Here is a 16527-nt window from a genome sequence, read left to right on the forward strand (position 1 = left end):
TCGCGGCGAGATTATTTGAAAGCGGGGACAGAATTTGTAATTCTGTCCCCGCTTTTTTCGTTGCGTATACTCATAAACTTGCATCGCTTAGTGTGATTTGATATTGTCTCTAACGGCGAGGGGGCAGGCTTGTAATTTAACTTTTTATGGAGGGCCTTTCATGGCACGTAAACCTCGGCTGCATTTTCCCGGTGCCGTTTATCATGTCACCTTGCATGGCAATGGCAATCAGCCGGTTTTCCGTGATGATACCGACCGCACCCGTTTTTTATTGTTGATTCAGGAAGGCATCGAAAAGTTCGGTCACAAGGTCTATGCCTACTGTTTGCATGCAACCTACCTGCAACTGGTGATCGAGGTCGATGAGGTACCGCTTTCCCGCGTTATGCAGCAGCTCGGCTTCCGCTACACCCGTTGGTTTAATGACTGGCACGCGCAAGCCGGTCATCTGTTTCAGGGCCGCTACAAGGCAATTCTGGTCGATCCGGAGCTGTATCTGCTCAACTTGGTGCGCGAGGTCCATCTGGCTCCGGTTCGCAATGGCGTCGAGACCGATCCGATGCGTTTTTCCTGGTCCAGCCATCGTGCCTACTGCGGACGGGAAAAAGTCCTTTGGCTCGAGACGGAACGACCTTTCTTGCAGATCGAAGACACTGGCATTCGCGCCTTGATGAAATTTCACAGTTATGTCAACGAAGGGTTGGCTCGGTCTGAACCGGTCGATTTCTGCCGTGGCGGTGAGATTGATCCACGGATTCTCGGTGATGAAGAATTCGTCCGCGGTGTAATGAAACTGTCGCGGCAGAAATATCAGCCGAAGCTTAATCCGGAAAAGGTCGTGCGCATTGTTCTCGAGCGTTACAAATTGAGCGAAGAGGAGGTCTCCGCACCGGGGAAAAACCGCCTTTGTGCCGAAGCTCGCGCTTATCTGGCCTGGCTGTTTCTGGAAACCGGCTGCGCTACTCTCACCGCATTGGGGGAACAGTTGGGGCGTGATGTCTCTTCATTGAGTTCCGCGGTGCGGCGCTTGCAGTTGAAGGCGAAACGGGAAGCGCAGGTTGCGGATAAATATCAGAAACTGCTCAACCGGGTGCGGCGTTGAGGCAATCGAAGCAATGGATTTATAAAGTCTTTTAACTGCCCATTCTCATGGGGATTTAGCTCTTGCTTTTCAAAACCCGGCAGTGCTACGGTGAGCGTTCTTAAGCTAGTTTGTGTATGGTATTCGTCCCTCGCCAAATTGACCGCTTGTCGGTTCGGTTAGAAACACAGGTCCACTTGGGCGTGTGTTTTTATTTTTTAGGCGATACTGTTGATCTATCGGACTTCACGGCAAAAATACTTGTTCGCTGAAAGCAGGTTTGAGCGAGTTTGAATGCCAATTAAAGGGGAAACAAAACATGGCCAGAAAACCAAATTATGACTTTGAAAAGCGCCAGAAAGAAATTGCTAAAAAGGCCAAAAAGGAAGAAAAGAAAAAGCGTAAATTGGAAGAGAGTGAGAAAAGTGCCGAAGAGACACCTGAGCAAGAGTAGCGGGGCAAAGAGTTTTTTCTGCGTATCGCTTGATCCCACCATCCTATGTTTCACGAGATCGCGTATTGGCAACCAGGCAAGTAAAGCGGTAGCGCTGCTGGCTGGTTGCCGGGATTTTTTTGTTCGTCTACAACGGGCAGAAGCGGCCTGTGTTCGCCTTCCTGCCTTTCCGTAACCAAACTTCCTGCTATTATTTAATTAAATGAGGAAGGAGTGTCTTTTGGCCTCTCTGGATTTCGAACGTGAAAAACGTCACTTTCATGACTTTTACGACAGTAATAGGCCTCTTTTTGAGGAGGCCAAGAATGCCTATATTCGTGCCATCAATGCACTGATAAAGCAGTCTGATGTTGGCGAAGTGACAAAAATCGAAGGCCGAATCAAAGATAAAGAGGAGTGCGTTAAAAAGTTTCAGCGCAAATATCAGAGTAAGCTTGAAGCCGCCGAAAAACCTTACCGGATCAAAGACTATCTGACCGATCTGATCGGTATCCGCATCATCTGTCTTTACGAAGATCAGATTGCCGTCGTTTCAGAGGTGCTACAGGATCATTTTAGAACAATTGATGTCACCGATAAGATTGCCGCCGTTGAAAGCACTGAGGATTCGTTTGGCTATAAGGGGCTGCATATGGACCTGGCACCGAGCGAGGCAATGGTTTCTTCAGCGAGATATCAAATGTTTGCCGAGCTCTCCTTTGAAGTCCAGATCAGATCTTTGATTCAGGATGCCTGGAGTGTGCTGGATCACAAAATTAAGTATAAAAAATCGATCCCCATTGATTTGAAACGGCGGATTAATGTTCTTTCTGCGTTGTTCGAGTTGGCTGACCGGGAGTTCAAGGAAATTCGCAATGCGACCCGGGAATTAATGCAGCAGGCGACGGTGGACGTTCTCGGCGATTCGTTGACTGATAGCGGTGAAACGAGCGATGAAACATCGACGGTCGCCTGTGGGAAAACCATCAACGCATTCAATTTTTTGCGCGTCGCGGGACATTTTTTCAAAGATTTTGAGTTCGAAGATTACAAGGTTGACCACTTTGTTCAGGTCATCCTGAAACTGGACCATGAATTTAAACGCTCAGATCTGCATAAAAGCCTGCTCGAGAATTTAAAAATTGTCAGAGAGTATCGTGATGAATTTATCGTCGAAAATCCTGAGAATACCTTCAGCCCCTACACTGCAATCCGGCACTGTCTGTACCTCTATGATAGGAATACTTTCGGGCGAATTTTATCGACTGGACCGAGGGAGCGTTTTGATAGTTGGCTAAAGGCGATTGGGGGCTAGTGTTTTTTGCTCAATTGCGCGGGGTTGATAAAAACAGGGCAGGCTATGGCAGCCTGCCCTTGTTTGTTGCCTGACATCGGAATGACTATCAGTGACTTATCCCCGCCACAAGGTCCACGCCAGATCATTATTGTCAGTACTGTGAGTGAATTTAGATTCACACTCCTGGCACTGGTAATCCTGCTCTTCGAAGCCGCGCGGTTTTTTTCCTTTGAAAACCCGGCACTCATCTATTTTAGCTAAATGTTCATGCGGTTTTCCATTGCGTGTTTTTTTTACTTGGTCTTCACACTGGGTACAGATGTTCATTTCGTCTCTTTTCAGCTGTTTTCTACATCGATTACTGCCGTTCGTCTGCTCTATTTACAGCGCATGGTCTTTCTGCCGTCCTCAAAGAGGACCTCAACCTTCTGTGAGCCGAGGATGCGTTGCACCATTCCGAGGCCGAAAGACGGGTGGCTTATCAGCGACTTGACCTTGTAGGCTTCGGTCATCGAATAAGTTTTTGCCTTGGCGCTGTCCATACTTGGTTGCAGGGCCAGCCATGCTTTACGGTCAGCATCTCTCGGGGCGGCTTGGCGAGTCGCGGGCTTTTTGGGTACGGTGGGTGGCCGGTATTTGTGCTGACGACTACAGACGCTGCATTGCACTTTCTCGGGAAGCTCTTCGCCCATGGTGATGATGGTATGGTCATTATTCTTGCGGCATTTGGTGCAGCGGGCTTCGATTGGATCGCCGGCCGAAAGCGTGGTGCTTTGCATCGCGGTACTCCCTTGCTTGGATTTTGCCAAGTTGCGTCCGATAAAAACCAGGGTAATTACTGGAATCTAGGTGCAGGCTTGACCCTTGACGTGCTTGAAAACCCGGCACGACCGGCGGATCGCTTCAGGCCGTAATTTTATTATCTGTACGACTCGAAGGGGCAGTGGTTTGAAAGATGGGTAGTAGTGATCGTGCCATCCACCATATTACGCCACTTTATGAATAAAAGCTACCGGCAGGCCGGGAAAATTCTCGACCTGCCGAAGAGGGTATCGATTCTCAGCCGGATGTCGCTATGCGGTTAGGTTTTGCCTTGCCTGGCGCACCGCTATGACCGCTTCTCGGTTTCGAGGCTGCGGAATTGCGGCCGCTTTGCGGTCTGAATTTGCCACCCTGGGGGCTCTTTTTAGCTTTGTTCGGCGTAGGATTTTGGCGGCCGTTCTTAATCGGTTCTGGTCTAATCGACGGGTCAACTTCGTAGCCTTTGATAATCACCTTAGGCACTTTGCGTTTGAGCAGTCGCTCAATATCGCCGAGCAGTTTATGCTCGTCCACCGAAACCAGCGAAACGGCCTGTCCTTCGTTGCCAGCCCGACCGGTCCGACCGATACGGTGGACATAGTCTTCGGAGACATTCGGTAGTTCGTAGTTGACCACATGCGGCAATTGTTCGATGTCGAGACCACGGGCGGCGATATCGGTTGCGACCAGCACACGGACGGCACCGCGCTTAAAATCAGCCAGTGCTTTGGTCCGGGCCCCCTGGCTTTTATTGCCGTGAATCGCAGCGGAGTTGATGCCATCCTTTTGCAACTGTCCGGCAAGTCGATTGGCGCCGTGTTTGGTGCGGGTAAAGACCAGCACTTGTTGCCAGTTGTGTGAGCTGATCAGGTGGGCGAGCAGGGCACGCTTGCGGGCTTTGTCGACATGGTGAACGACTTGACCGACACTCTCCGCCGCGGTGTTGCGTCGTGCGACCTCAATAAGGGTCGGCGCGTTGAGCAGGCCATCGGCCAGGCGTTTGATATCTTCGGAAAAGGTGGCGGAAAAAAGCAGATTCTGGCGCTGCTTGGGTAACAGGGCGAGCACTTTACGGATGTCATGGATAAAACCCATGTCGAGCATCCGGTCGGCTTCGTCCAGCACCAGGATTTCCACTTGGGACAGATCGAGGGTTTTCTGACCGACATGATCCAGCAGCCGTCCGGGTGTTGCCACCAGGATATCGATCCCCTGGCGCAGGGTCGCGATCTGCGGGCGGATATTGACACCACCGAAAATAACCGCTGAGCGCAGCGGCAGGTGCTTACCGTAAGTAGCGACGCTTTCTGCCACTTGGGCAGCCAGTTCGCGGGTCGGGGTGAGCACCAAGGCACGAACCGGACGCTTGCCACCGGAAGGTTTTTTAGCATTTAAAAGTTGCAATAGGGGCAGGGTGAAACCGGCAGTTTTGCCGGTCCCGGTCTGTGCGCCAGCCAAGACATCGCGGCCTTCGAGTACGATGGGGATGGACTTGGCTTGGATAGGAGTGGGCTGGCTGTAGCCTTGATCGGACACAGCACGAAGCAGTTCGGCTGAAAGGCCGAGATCGTTAAACGTCATGAAATATATTGAACTCCGAAATGGAAACCGGCCCATCCTATGCGTTAATAAGCAAGGGAACGGTCTTAGGCTGGAAACGCTGATCTTGGTGTCAGGGGAAGGTTGTAACGAAACTACCGAGGACACTAACAGGTGCCGACCGATGGGCACCGAGATTTGCTTACTATAGCAGAGGTTGGCTGATAGATGCAACTGAGCCGAAATAGACAACGGCCCGAACCGGAAATCCGGTTGGGCCGCTGCGTGGTTTTTGCCTGCTGATTATTGGCTTTAACTGCTGGGGTTAGTTGCCTGCAGTCACGGATTTGGTTTTTCCGACAATCGACATTGCGGTCGCCACCATGCCTGCCATATCCCCCATATTGGTAGGAATCAGCATGGTATTACTTTCTTTGGCCAGCTTGCCGAACTCCTTGACGTATTGCTCGGCCACTCGCAGATTCGCAGCCATGCCTCCGCCCTCGGTATTCAGGGCTTCAGCGATCAGCTTGACACCCTTGGCGGTTGCCTCGGCCACCAACTCGATCTCTTGAGCTTTACCCTTAGCCTCATTAATCTGCTTGGTCATTTCACCCTCAGAGATGGCAATCGCCTCCTCCTTCAAGCCTTTTGCCCGGTTGACCCGTGAATCCCGATCACCCTCAGAGGTGGCGATCGCGGCGCGTTTTTCACGAACCGCCTTCATTTGCGCTTCCATCGCCTGCATGACGCTTTGCGGCGGGGTCAGATCTTTGATTTCATAGCGCAGCACCTTGATCCCCCAGTTGGTCGCGGCAGCGTCAATTGCGGCAACAATCTGCTGGTTCAGCGTATCCCGTTCTTCAAAGGTTTTATCCAGTTCGATCTTGCCGATAACCGAGCGTAGAGAGGTTTGTGCCAACTGCGCAGCGGCAACTTCATAGTTATCAATGCCATAGGCAGATTTCTTGCTGTCCATGACCTGCATGTAAAGCACGCCGTCGACGGCGATGCTGATGTTATCGGCAGTAATACAGGTTTGGCTCTGAACGTCGATCACAACTTCTTTTAACGAACGCCGATAGGCAACGCGATCGAGAAAAGGGACCAGGATGTGAAAGCCGGCGCCGAGGGTTTTACTGTACTTGCCGAGCCGTTCGACGATGAACTCCATCCGTTGCGGGACAACAACAGCGGTTTTAACCAGAACGATAACGACAAAGATCGCCAAAACGGCAAAAATAATTATTCCGGGTGTCAACATTTTTACTCCTCTACCTAAACGGTGAGAAAAAGGGCTAAGACTGATTTTCTGTGTGGTTTGTCAGCGGCTTAACTTTCAGGACCAGACTGTTATTCGCCTCCTGCCCCTCAACGATAACCCGCTGGCCTTTATCGATCAGAACCTCAGCGGTGGCGCGCCAAAAGGTTCCGTCCAGCTGGATTTCACCGTAACCATCCCGATCAATCGCTTCGGTCACCACGGCTTTTTGACCGATCTTGGAAAATTCGTCATCCACCTCGGTTTTGCTTTGTCCCTTAAAGGTGTTCAAGCCGTAGCGGCGCAGGGTGAAAAGCAAAACCAGAGATGAGACCATGAAGATGATTATCTGGCTGGTCAGTGCTAATTCCGGGAGAAAAAAGACCGTCCCGGCGACAATCCAACTGCCGGCGGTAAAGAAGATCAGGATAAAACCGGGGACCACCATTTCCCCAATCAGAAAGCCAATACCGATTAGAAACCAAATGAGATAGAGTGAAATGGGCAAAGCAGACTCCTTTTAAGTTCCTGAACTATTCTCAGGGGAATTTCTTCGTGACCTATTTTGCAATGCATAAGCAATGGTTGCGACTGATCTGCGGCGCTTTCTATTTTGTGACCAACGCAGGACAAAAAAAACGCCGGTCGACATTTTGCCAACAGCAGCGCTTTGTATTTAGCGAAAGCTATTATTTTTTTGCCATGGTCACTCCGCCAGTAAACCAAGCGTTGGAACTTTGCTGGACTATAGCTTGAATTATCCTCAGCGACAAGCAGATAGAAACATCGCAGAAGGTGCGCAGATCATTATCTTTTTTTGGGAGTTGTCTGAGCGACAAGCAGCTCCTTTTTCTGTTTCTGCTGTCGGAAGTCGACCAGCACCATGCCACTGAAGAGATTTTGCCGATAGACTTCCACACGGAAAATTTTGCCACCATTGTCGATGGAAAAGCTGTCGGTGATCTGTTGTTTGGCGATGGTGAGATCGCTTTCGCTGCCGCCGCCGCGTTTTTGGAAACCGATCACGTTGACCCGGTACCCCCGCTTACCGCGAATCAGAAAATCCTTGGCGACGGGGATAGTTGCGCCGAACGCGACCTGTTGCAGCTTCCCATCGACCAGCATTTCAACTCCCTGCAGGCTTTCATCGTAGTCAAAATACTGCGGATTGAGAAAGGCCAGGCGGTTGTTGCCATAGTGGATCCGGTAGCTGTTGCGGTTCGGCAGGACCGCGACCAGCGGGTTGTTGGAGCTGAAGTCAATGGTGGCTGCTTTGGGCAGGGGGAAATAATTGAGCGTCGGGCGCAGGTTGTTCAGTTCCAGTTGAATACGACCAGCACCGAAGGAAACCAGTACATTTTCATTCAGTGCTTGTTTGACCCCCTGTGGGGTCAGCTCGAAATCACGGCTGAAACGTAGGCCGACCTGATCCATGTAGGCTTCCAGGGCGGTCAGCAGATAGAAGGCCCGGATGTGGGTGGCAAAGCTTTTACTCGCTTCGATGCCGAAGGCCGGCTTGTTGTTGCGCACCGCATAATAAGTCAGCGACTGTTTCATTTCCGTATCGCTGATGGCCGTTTTAGAGTTTTTGAGGTGAAAGTGGTGTTGCGCTGAAAGTGCGGCCGCATTGACCCGCGTGACCGCCGTGTCGGCCAACTCTTCCAGGTTGCCGAAGCGGCGCCCCGGAAGTTCGCTTTGATCGATGATACAGCTCTGCCCCCAACGATCGGGGTTGCGCAGGCGGTTGATGTGGGTCGGATGGTAATAGCCACTGCCGTCGTGCAGGTTGAAAACCAGATCAACCTCAGGATCGATGATGATTTTTTTGATCCGCTCGATCTGGTGGTATTCGGGGTCCGACTCCGGCAGGGTGTCGAACTTTCGGTTCATGTCGCCATGAATGCCGCGAGAGCGTTGCAGGATGCTGGGGAAGTTGAGGTTCGGCACGACCCAGAGGTTGCCCTGCTCCATCCGGTAGTGGGTCGCCAGGAGTGCTGCGGCGTTAAAGCCGCCCGGTTCATCGCCCTGAATGCCACCGACCACCAGCAGCGTCGGTCCGCTCTGCTGGCCTTGCAAGCGGTGCAGGGTAAAGTCAAAGGCCAGCAGTTGCGCAGGCAACAGCAGCATCAGCAGGAAAAGCAGGGTTCTTTTCATTTGTTGTGGTCTTATCCGTCAAAGGGGTCGTCATTTGTTGCTAACGAAACAATATAGCCCAGATCGGAACGAAGATAAAATTTAATCGCCGCACGGTCGCGGCGTTAGCGCGTCGATTCAGATCTCGACCTGTGCTCTTCCTGTCGGCTTCAGCCAGCGGCTCAGGTTTTCGGCCAAGGCTTGATTGCCTCCGCGCAGAAACTGATTCTGGAAAATTGCGTCATCGGCGAATACCGCAAAGCTACCGCGACCGTAATCCCCGGAAATTAAAACGTCGAAAGAACTCATCAGGTCGGCTTTGGTGAGTTTTTTGTCTTGATTCAGGTCGACCCAGGCATGCGGGCTGCTGCTGGCAAGTGGTTTGCCCTGTTGTTCAAAAACCCGTAATGGCCAGCCACCGTAAATGGTAAATTTCTGCACTCCGCTAGTCAGCGGGTGCTGCTTGAAGCTGTTGACGGAAAAATCGATGGTCTTGCCGTTCGGCTGGTTCTGCTTTTCGTTGATCACCCGGCTGCCGACATCAACCCCCAACCTGTGCAGCAGCGGTAACAGCGGCTGACCGATATGGATCATGACTGCCAGCTTGCCTCCGCCTTGCAGGTAGCCGAGCACGACATCGATCTCCGTCGGGCTTAACGGGTGGAAAGCCCCGGAGATGATCAGCGCATCGACCGCAGCCAGTTTTGGCTCGGTCAACTCTTCGCGGCTGCCGTCAACCTGCCAACCCTGCAGTTGGAAAAGGTTGGACAGCCGACTTAATTGCAGTGGGCCGTCCTGTTCGATGACAAACGCTTGGCGATGTCCCTGGTCGAACAATAGGCGTGGTGCATCGGCTAAGGCTGAGAACGGGAGCAACAGTAACAAACAAAGCAGGGTAGGCAGGCGCATGGTTTTCTCCTTAAAGGTGACGATTGCGGTTATCTTTAAGGAGAAACACCGCAGAGTCAAGAAGATTCTGCGGCTGCAAGCAGGACAACTCAGTAGATTTCCGGGATGAAATTCTGGTCCGACAGTGGTGGCCTGACGTAGCCGATCTCTTCCTGGCGCGGTGGTAGCTCGATCGGTTCCGGGGTCAGGTCCTGATAGGAAATCATGCTCAACAGATGACTGATAACGTTGAGACGGGCGCGTTTTTTCACATCACCGTCTACCACGTACCAGGGCGCCTGCTTGATGTCGGTGTGGGCGAACATTTCGTCCTTGGCGATGGAGTACTCGACCCAGCGCGAACGCGACTCCAGATCCATCGGACTGAGTTTCCAGCGTTTGGTCGGGTGATGAATCCGTTTTTGGAAGCGCCGCTCCTGTTCTTCGTTGCAGACGGAAAACCAGTATTTGATCAAAATGATGCCGCTGCGTACCAGCATCCGCTCAAACTCGGGGCAGGCGCGCAAAAACTCGGCATGCTCGTCCTCGCTGCAAAAACCCATCACCTTCTCCACCCCGGCGCGGTTGTACCAGCTGCGGTCGAACAGCACCATTTCACCGGTGGCCGGCAGATGTTGGACGTAACGTTGAAAATACCACTGGGTCGATTCCCGTTCGGTCGGCGCCGGCAAGGCGACCACCCGAGCGACGCGCGGGCTGAGCCCATCGGTGATCCGTTTGATGGCGCCCCCCTTGCCGGCAGCATCGCGGCCTTCAAAAATCACCACCACTTTGAGATTTTCATGTTTGATCCACTCCTGCAACTTGACCAGCTCGACCTGAAGTTTGGCCAATGCCCGTTCGTAGTCTTTGTTGCTGATGGTTCTTTTCGGGGTGGCCCGGTCAGCTGCTCGGCGTTTGGCTTTAGCGGCGGTGTTTTTTCGCGGGTTTTTTTTATCGGTAGCCATCAATTTCTCCCGGTTAAAGTAGAGAGTATTTAAATACTTTAACCGAAATTTACTGAAATTAAAGGGCCTACGACCTAGACAGGTTGGCTCGACGACTAACCCATGGGTAAAACGCCAGCTGCTTTTAACGGTGATTTTTTAGCAGAGAATACGGGACCTATGCACATCGAAATTTAAAAAACCAATCCTTAGAATCGCTTTTATCGATATTATCGATTGGACTTAAGCTCGAGTCACAGATACCTTAGCCCGAAACTCAACAACCCTTCGGGAGACAAAGAATGAAACAACTGCTGCTTTTGGCGATCGCCCTGCTGGTTGCGCTGCCGGCGTCTGCCGCAATTCAGTCGGGAAATTTTACTTGGACGTTTGATTTGTCCGCTCACCCAGCGGAGCAAAAGGCTGAACTTTGGATTCCCTATCCGGTTTCGGATAACGAGCAACAGATCAGTCAACTTAGTTGGAATGGCAATTACTCAACTGCCGCTGTTTATACGGAACGTACCTTAGGCGTGCCGATGCTCTATGTTCATTGGGCCGCCGGGGTCAAGCCGCGTCACTTGACTCTGACTTTTCACGCGCAGCGGCAAGAGCAGATCAAGCGGGATTTCCCCACCGTTGAAGCGCCTTACGATGTCAGCAATTTCGCTCTTTACCTGGCGCCGACCACCCTCGGGCCGGTGACTGGCGAAGTTAAAACGCTTGCCGAGGCAATCACCGCCGGTAAGACTGGAATCCTGGAAAAGGCCCGGGCGGTTTATGACTGGACGGTGGAGAACACCTTTCGTGATCCGGAGACGCGCGGTTGCGGGCTGGGCGATGTCACCTCTTTGTTGCGCCGTCCCGGCGGAAAATGTGCAGATATCAGTTCGATCTACGTCGCCCTGGCGCGGGCGGCCGGTGTGCCGACGCGGGAAATTCTCGGGATTCGCAGCGGCAAAAAGGACAAGCAGGATGTGACTGGCTGGCAACATTGCTGGGCTGAATTTTACCTGCCCGGCTACGGTTGGGTGCCGGTCGATCCGGCCGATGTGCGTAAGGCGATGCTGAAACAACAGCTGCCGCTGGGAGCTCCGGCGATTGCCGAACTGCGTGACTATTACTGGGGGCGGGTCGACCAGTTCCGTATTCGCCTCAGCGAAGGGCGCGATCTGCAATTGAATCCGCCGCTGCAAGGCCCGGTCATCAACTATCTGATGTACCCGTTTGCCCAGGTTGGTGGTGAAACCCTCGATTGGCTTGATCCGGAAACATTTAAATACTCCATCCATTGGGAGCAATAAAATAGACCAGGGGCACCATATCGGGGCGCCCCTGGTTGTTTTTGCGCCAATCGAGATCAGGTAGAGGGGTTTTCGCTGCGGAGAGGCGGCCAATGGTAATTTTTCGATCGGCCTAAAGTTCGACTTTTGGGATAACGTATATTCATTGCTTGGGGTCGAGAGGGTCATTTTCAATCGGATTGATGCCAGCCTCTAACAGTTGCGCTCGTAGCTTTTTTATGACCACTTTCAGTTCAGCCATTCTGATTTCTCGCCCAGACATAAGTCTTAGGGATTTATGCAGATCGGCCGTCCGCTCTGCGACCAGGGCATCAAGGTTTTCCTTATGCCTGCGGAGCTCTAATTCTGTTCGTTTGCGCTCAGTGATATCGTCAAGGACTATGATTCCCGCGACAATCTCTCCTGCCTTATTGCGGATGGGGGCGGCTTTGCCCAGCACAATATGGTCATCATTATTGGCTCTTCTTGCTATGAATTCCCGGTTACAGCTTTCGCCGAACATGATCGCCCGGGTGAGGGGGACTTCATCGGTCTTGAGTGGCCTGCCGTCGAGATCCAGAAGTTGCCAGCTCCCCATATTGTGCTCGGCTCCCCCATCTATTTCGCTGGACACGCGGTCATTGCCACGAAGAAACAACCCTGCCGCGTTGACATAGCGCAACTTGCCATCAGGGGCATCGGCGATTGCGATCCCCGCCGGACTCTGGTCCATCGCGGCCTGAAGCATACTGCGAGTTTCATGCAGGTCTTCCAACGCCTGCTTGCGTTCGGTGATATCGATGAAGCTGCCACGCAGTAATTTTTTATCCCGGTAGGGTAACTGTACGACCCTGACTTCGCAGGTCCGTTTCGTGCCGTCAGCGCTGTGGATGGATCGTTCAAATACCAGTTCCTCACCTGCCATGGCGCGTGAATTTACTTCCTCCATGCTCTCGGCAGCGGCTTCGTGGTCCGGTTGGTCGGCCGAATAGAATCGTTCCGGTCCTCCCTGTAGCAGTTCCTCCCGCCTACAGCCAAAGAACTGCTCTGCCTTGGAGTTGGCATCAACGATCAGCTTAAGATCGATGTCATAGATGATGATCGCCTCGGGAGCACGCTCTATCATCACCCTGAAGCGCTCTTCGCTCTGGGTTGCCACTTCTTTTGCCCGTTTTAGGCGACGGTTCAGGAGCAACAAGGCAAAGAGCAGGACCGTCAAGAGCAGAAAAGCAGCTGCCGCGGTGATAACTTGGGTTTTGTATTGCCCCCATAGTGTAAGTGGGCGGTTGATAAAGATACTTTCTTGGGGAAGTTTGGACTTATCCGCTTTCCAATGGGTAAGTGTGCGCCAGTCGAACTCGATCAATGGGGTCGCTTCTAAGGTTGTTACCGGAGCTACCAGTCGGAGGTGGCCATGGAGATAGTTGAACGCGGCCGTTCCGGCCCGCCGGCCGACATCCTCCGTTCTCAGCAATGAGCCACCGATAATGCCGAGCCCCAAGTATTCTTCCAGGGTGGCAAAAACCGGGGCGTTGGCAACTTCGCAGACCTTGGCGACAACCTCGGCGGGGACGAATGTGCGCCCGGTCGTGTCAGTAAAGAAGGGGGAGTAGATGACGATGGTCTCTTTGGGGAGCGCGGCAATGCGGCGTAGCATTTGACCGTAGGTCATTTCATTACTGTATTCAAACTCCAGAGTCCCCTGCCATGCAGAAAATTCCTTTTTCGCAAAATCCAGAAACGGCAGAATGTTGTCGTTCGCCCCAGTCACCACAAAGACCCGCTGTGTTTTAGGGTAGAGACCGAGCGCAACTCTCAGGGTGCCGGCGGGGTCAACCCGCCAGGGAATATTTATCGCCCTGGCATAGCTACGACTCAAGATTTGATGGTTGGGAGAAATTATTGACAGAACGGCGGCAGCGGGGAACAGTTTTTTCCCTTCCCGAGCCATGAAGTCGGTGGCCGGAGCTCCGATGGAGATAACCATTGTGATATGTTTTTCTGCCAGTTTATGCCGGAGCAGTTTGACAATGTTGCTGCGATGCTCTGAGGTTGGCGTACGGGCGAAATCGAGGTGCTCTATGAAAACATCACCGACGCTGAAGCCTTTCTCTCTCAACGCAGCCAAAATTCCCCTGTTAATACTTTCCGGGATCGGTAGGCCGCGTGGGTAAGCATCAAGCACCAGAATCTGGTATTGTTCAGCGGGGGCCTCTCCGCCGCCAGGTAAATTGCGCGCCTGACATTCACCCGTTATCGGTAGAGACAGAAAAAGTAAAAACAGGAAACTGAGGCGCATCAATTTAGTCATCGGATACTATCCCTAAGACTGAGAAATCGAAGAACATAAGGTAAAGACACAGTCATCTCTGAGTCTATGTCTTTCGCCCCATGGGCAGGGTTATGGGGGGGGGGGCGTTGCAACGACCGAGGTTACTGCGCTTTCTTCGGATAATCATAGTACCGCAGGCGGGCGCAGTCTTCAGTTACTTGTGACCAGTGTTTGATCGGCAATTCCAGTTCCAGCAGCCCGCAGGTCGGCAGCCAGTCGGGAGCTTCAGCGGTGAGCCACTCTCCAAGCTCGGAAAATCCGGGGTTGTGGCCGATGAGGATCGCCTCTTCGTTGCTGTCTTCGAGGCCCTGAATCAGGTTGATCAGGGTCCCTCGGCTGGCTTCGTAAATCTCCAGACAATATTCAATTTCACCTTCGGGATAATCAATTTCCAGGGCGATTTTTTTTGCCGTCTGCCGGGCGCGTTCGGCCGAGCTGCAGATTAATACATCCGGGTCACAGCCGCGCTGCGCCAGGCGTTGACCGATCAGCGGCGCGGCTTTTTTACCGCGCCCGTTGAGGGTGCGTTCGAAGTCGCTGGCGGCGGCAGCGTTCCAGTCCGATTTGGCGTGTCGAATCAGGGTGAGCTTTTTCATTCCTCCTCCGTGCCGATTTCAAGCTGGATGCCGAACGCGGCTTCGAACAGATCCCCCTTGCTTCTGGCGCCATAGCCTTCGACGGACAGATCGCCGGGTCCGATCAACTTTAGAGTCATTGTGCCGTTTTGCAAGCGACACTTAATTTTTTTGATGCTGCTGTTGCGTCGCCGGTCGAGTCCGTCGGCGAGGCGCAGAATCCCACCCAGCTTACGCACCAGATTCTGGTCTGCGCTGGTCAGGCGGGAAAAGTTCTCATGCGCCTTTTTCGGTTTTGCTTTGCGATGATAGCGGGCGATGTTAGCGATCAGTTCCCGCTCGTGCGGATCGAAGCCGAAAATATTGCCGTGCCGAATCAGATGGTAGGTGTGCTTGTGGTGGCGGTCGTAGTTGATGAAGTAACCGATATCGTGCAGCAGGGCAGCGGCTTCGAGCAGTTCCGCGCACCGCTGTGGCAGATGCAGTTGTTTGTCGATGGTCGTATAGATTTTTCCGGCCAGGCGTGTGACCTGCAGCGCATGGCGTTCATCAAAGTGACAGGAACGGCCGAAGTCGATCACCGCGCTGCGCCAATCACGCGGCCGTGGGGATTCCGGAAGCAGGCCGCGTTTTTGCAGCCCTTGCAGGATCAACCCTTCGCGGATGCCCTGCGCGTTGATCTGTAGTAGGTTGGAGCGACAGCGGCGCATCAGTTCGTCGGCGAGTACGATTCCGGCGAGAATGATGTCGGTTCGCTCCGGGTTGAGCCCTGGAATACTCATGCGTTCTTTGTGGGTTGAGCGGGACAGCATGGCCAGCAGGTGGATCACTTCGGAGCGCAGCACCTCGTAGCGATGGACCGACTCGTATTGTTCGCCACGCATCGCCATCACCATGCTGCCGATGTTGGTCATGGTTCCGCCGGAGCCGATCAGGCTGGCGACCGGCAGGCCTTCGCCAATGCCGTGAGCCTTGAGGCTTTTGCGGATATGCTTGCGCAGCTTGCGGAATTCCTGGTCATCGATCGGATCTTGCTGGATAAATTTTTCCGTCAAAAAGACCGCGCCCAATTCCAGTGAGAGGACGGTTTCGCTATGTTGTCCGGTGGCGACAATTATTTCAACGCTGCCGCCACCGATGTCGGCAATGGCATAGCGCTGGTTTTCCAGGGAAAAATTGTGCTGAACGCTGAGTCTGGCCAGTTCGGCTTCCTGCTCGCCATTGATAATCTGGATATGCAGACCGGTTTCTTCCTTGACCTGATGGATAAACGCTTCCCGATTGCGGGCTTTGCGCACCGCACTGGTGGCAACCACGTCGATGACCTCGGCACCCAGGCCGTTGCTGATCTTTTGCATCCGTTGCAAGGCGCTGATGGCGCGCTGGCCGGCTTCTGCCGAAATGCTGCCGCTCTCGTTCATTCCTTTGCCGAGGCGGACCGAGGCTTTTTCATCATCAAGCACGCGGAAGTTTTCCTGCCGGTCAACCTCAACGACAATACAGCGGATCGAGTTGGTGCCGATATCGATCGCCGCTAATCTGGGCGGGCTATCGGTGGGTGTGATTAATGGATCGATTTGGATGGTGGTTTTCATTCGATTGAAAGCCCCTTGTCAAAAACAGACGAATTTGGTAATAAATAGCTTGGTCGCAACTACAAATATACTACAGGTTCGAAACGTTGTCTGGAGGTTTACGTCATGGGGTGTTGTAAAGGGGAGTCGGAAACGAAGAAGACCGAGGCCAAATTTGCTTGTGACAAGTGTGGTGCAGCGGTGAAAAAAAAGAGCCATGCCTGCAAGCCGGTGAAGCTGGATGCGGCAAACGAGGCGGAGAAGAAGGACAAAAAGGATAAAAAGGAGAAGAAAAAGAAGAAGTAGTCTGCTGCTCGACGCAGTAATTTTTATCTAAAGCTTGGAAATCTGTTAGTATTTCATGACAGTTTTTCGGGCTTTCT

17 protein-coding genes are annotated in these 16527 nt (G+C 52.8%); 6 read left to right on the forward strand and 11 right to left on the reverse strand.

Annotated features, from left to right (window positions below):
• The first annotated feature begins 160 nt into the window (after positions 1-160).
• From ACZ5PT_RS07170 to ACZ5PT_RS07180, 3 genes are all read left to right on the forward strand, one after another.
• Positions 161-1102 (forward strand): transposase, encoded by a 942-nt coding sequence (locus tag ACZ5PT_RS07170; RefSeq protein ID WP_464266129.1) that lies wholly within the window; start codon positions 161-163, stop codon positions 1100-1102.
• 298 nt (positions 1103-1400) lie between these two features.
• Positions 1401-1535, forward strand: coding sequence for a hypothetical protein (locus tag ACZ5PT_RS07175; RefSeq protein ID WP_464266130.1), 135 nt, complete (start codon positions 1401-1403; stop codon positions 1533-1535).
• 220 nt (positions 1536-1755) lie between these two features.
• Positions 1756-2829, forward strand: a complete 1074-nt coding sequence (locus tag ACZ5PT_RS07180) for a GTP pyrophosphokinase (RefSeq protein ID WP_464266131.1) — start codon at positions 1756-1758, stop codon at positions 2827-2829.
• Positions 2830-2925: 96 nt separating this feature from the next.
• Here ACZ5PT_RS07180 and ACZ5PT_RS07185 read toward each other — a convergent pair whose 3' ends face one another.
• The 5 genes from ACZ5PT_RS07185 to ACZ5PT_RS07205 all read right to left on the reverse strand — a co-directional run bounded on the left by ACZ5PT_RS07185 (position 2926) and on the right by ACZ5PT_RS07205 (position 6920).
• Positions 2926-3138, reverse strand: coding sequence for a hypothetical protein (locus ACZ5PT_RS07185; RefSeq protein ID WP_464266132.1), 213 nt, complete (start codon positions 3136-3138; stop codon positions 2926-2928).
• A 50-nt stretch (positions 3139-3188) separates the two neighbouring features.
• Positions 3189-3590: a hypothetical protein gene (locus tag ACZ5PT_RS07190; protein WP_464266133.1), complete on the reverse strand. Its 402-nt coding sequence runs from the start codon at positions 3588-3590 to the stop codon at positions 3189-3191.
• Positions 3591-3870: 280 nt separating this feature from the next.
• Positions 3871-5193 (reverse strand): DEAD/DEAH box helicase, encoded by a 1323-nt coding sequence (locus ACZ5PT_RS07195; RefSeq protein WP_464266134.1) that lies wholly within the window; start codon positions 5191-5193, stop codon positions 3871-3873.
• A 283-nt stretch (positions 5194-5476) separates the two neighbouring features.
• Positions 5477-6415 (reverse strand): SPFH domain-containing protein, encoded by a 939-nt coding sequence (locus tag ACZ5PT_RS07200; protein WP_464266135.1) that lies wholly within the window; start codon positions 6413-6415, stop codon positions 5477-5479.
• Positions 6416-6449: 34 nt separating this feature from the next.
• Positions 6450-6920, reverse strand: a complete 471-nt coding sequence (locus tag ACZ5PT_RS07205; RefSeq protein WP_464266136.1) for an NfeD family protein — start codon at positions 6918-6920, stop codon at positions 6450-6452.
• Between ACZ5PT_RS07205 and ACZ5PT_RS07210 the strand changes: the two genes are divergently transcribed.
• Complete coding sequence (locus ACZ5PT_RS07210; protein ID WP_464266137.1) at positions 6908-7168, forward strand: hypothetical protein; 261 nt, start codon at positions 6908-6910, stop codon at positions 7166-7168. The genes ACZ5PT_RS07205 and ACZ5PT_RS07210 overlap by 13 nt on opposite strands.
• Before the next feature lie 51 nt (positions 7169-7219).
• Here the strand turns inward: ACZ5PT_RS07210 and ACZ5PT_RS07215 are convergent, their stop codons facing one another.
• From ACZ5PT_RS07215 to ppk2, 3 genes are all read right to left on the reverse strand, one after another.
• Positions 7220-8566 carry a M14 family metallopeptidase gene (locus tag ACZ5PT_RS07215; RefSeq protein WP_464266138.1) on the reverse strand — a complete coding sequence of 449 codons (1347 nt, stop codon included), beginning with the start codon at positions 8564-8566 and terminating at the stop codon, positions 7220-7222.
• A gap of 117 nt (positions 8567-8683) precedes the next feature.
• Complete coding sequence (locus ACZ5PT_RS07220) at positions 8684-9454, reverse strand: DUF4350 domain-containing protein (RefSeq protein WP_464266139.1); 771 nt, start codon at positions 9452-9454, stop codon at positions 8684-8686.
• Between the two features lie 89 nt (positions 9455-9543).
• Entirely contained in the window at positions 9544-10401 is an 858-nt protein-coding gene (gene ppk2 / locus ACZ5PT_RS07225; RefSeq protein ID WP_464266140.1) for a polyphosphate kinase 2, read from the reverse strand.
• Between the two features lie 281 nt (positions 10402-10682).
• Between ppk2 and ACZ5PT_RS07230 the strand changes: the two genes are divergently transcribed.
• On the forward strand, positions 10683-11684 hold the full coding sequence (locus ACZ5PT_RS07230; protein ID WP_464266141.1) for a transglutaminase-like domain-containing protein: 1002 nt from the start codon (positions 10683-10685) through the stop codon (positions 11682-11684).
• A 142-nt stretch (positions 11685-11826) separates the two neighbouring features.
• On the opposite strand, the gene ACZ5PT_RS07235 is transcribed toward ACZ5PT_RS07230, so the two are convergent.
• The 3 genes from ACZ5PT_RS07235 to ACZ5PT_RS07245 all read right to left on the reverse strand — a co-directional run bounded on the left by ACZ5PT_RS07235 (position 11827) and on the right by ACZ5PT_RS07245 (position 16165).
• Complete coding sequence (locus tag ACZ5PT_RS07235) at positions 11827-13974, reverse strand: PAS domain S-box protein (RefSeq protein ID WP_464266142.1); 2148 nt, start codon at positions 13972-13974, stop codon at positions 11827-11829.
• A gap of 122 nt (positions 13975-14096) precedes the next feature.
• Positions 14097-14591, reverse strand: coding sequence for a SixA phosphatase family protein (locus tag ACZ5PT_RS07240; RefSeq protein ID WP_464266143.1), 495 nt, complete (start codon positions 14589-14591; stop codon positions 14097-14099).
• Complete coding sequence (locus tag ACZ5PT_RS07245) at positions 14588-16165, reverse strand: Ppx/GppA phosphatase family protein (protein WP_464266144.1); 1578 nt, start codon at positions 16163-16165, stop codon at positions 14588-14590. The genes ACZ5PT_RS07240 and ACZ5PT_RS07245 overlap by 4 nt, the downstream gene beginning before the upstream one ends.
• 105 nt (positions 16166-16270) lie before the next feature.
• On the opposite strand from ACZ5PT_RS07245, the gene ACZ5PT_RS07250 reads away from it, so the two are divergent.
• On the forward strand, positions 16271-16450 hold the full coding sequence (locus ACZ5PT_RS07250; RefSeq protein WP_464266145.1) for a hypothetical protein: 180 nt from the start codon (positions 16271-16273) through the stop codon (positions 16448-16450).
• Positions 16451-16527: the final 77 nt, after the last annotated feature.

The organism is Desulfuromusa ferrireducens, assembly GCF_055389805.1.

What these genes read in the sequence shown, in the direction of transcription:
- ACZ5PT_RS07170 (WP_464266129.1), top strand. Translation starts at nt 161, where the DNA reads ATGGCACGTAAACCTCGGCTGCATTTTCCCGGTGCCGTTTATCATGTC.
- ACZ5PT_RS07175 (WP_464266130.1), top strand. Translation starts at nt 1,401, where the DNA reads ATGGCCAGAAAACCAAATTATGACTTTGAAAAGCGCCAGAAAGAAATT.
- ACZ5PT_RS07185 (WP_464266132.1), bottom strand. Translation starts at nt 3,138, where the DNA reads ATGAACATCTGTACCCAGTGTGAAGACCAAGTAAAAAAAACACGCAAT.
- ACZ5PT_RS07190 (WP_464266133.1), bottom strand. Translation starts at nt 3,590, where the DNA reads ATGCAAAGCACCACGCTTTCGGCCGGCGATCCAATCGAAGCCCGCTGC.
- ACZ5PT_RS07195 (WP_464266134.1), bottom strand. Translation starts at nt 5,193, where the DNA reads ATGACGTTTAACGATCTCGGCCTTTCAGCCGAACTGCTTCGTGCTGTG.
- ACZ5PT_RS07200 (WP_464266135.1), bottom strand. Translation starts at nt 6,415, where the DNA reads ATGTTGACACCCGGAATAATTATTTTTGCCGTTTTGGCGATCTTTGTC.
- ACZ5PT_RS07215 (WP_464266138.1), bottom strand. Translation starts at nt 8,566, where the DNA reads ATGAAAAGAACCCTGCTTTTCCTGCTGATGCTGCTGTTGCCTGCGCAA.
- ACZ5PT_RS07220 (WP_464266139.1), bottom strand. Translation starts at nt 9,454, where the DNA reads ATGCGCCTGCCTACCCTGCTTTGTTTGTTACTGTTGCTCCCGTTCTCA.
- ppk2 (WP_464266140.1), bottom strand. Translation starts at nt 10,401, where the DNA reads ATGGCTACCGATAAAAAAAACCCGCGAAAAAACACCGCCGCTAAAGCC.
- ACZ5PT_RS07230 (WP_464266141.1), top strand. Translation starts at nt 10,683, where the DNA reads ATGAAACAACTGCTGCTTTTGGCGATCGCCCTGCTGGTTGCGCTGCCG.
- ACZ5PT_RS07235 (WP_464266142.1), bottom strand. Translation starts at nt 13,974, where the DNA reads ATGACTAAATTGATGCGCCTCAGTTTCCTGTTTTTACTTTTTCTGTCT.
- ACZ5PT_RS07240 (WP_464266143.1), bottom strand. Translation starts at nt 14,591, where the DNA reads ATGAAAAAGCTCACCCTGATTCGACACGCCAAATCGGACTGGAACGCT.
- ACZ5PT_RS07245 (WP_464266144.1), bottom strand. Translation starts at nt 16,165, where the DNA reads ATGAAAACCACCATCCAAATCGATCCATTAATCACACCCACCGATAGC.
- ACZ5PT_RS07250 (WP_464266145.1), top strand. Translation starts at nt 16,271, where the DNA reads ATGGGGTGTTGTAAAGGGGAGTCGGAAACGAAGAAGACCGAGGCCAAA.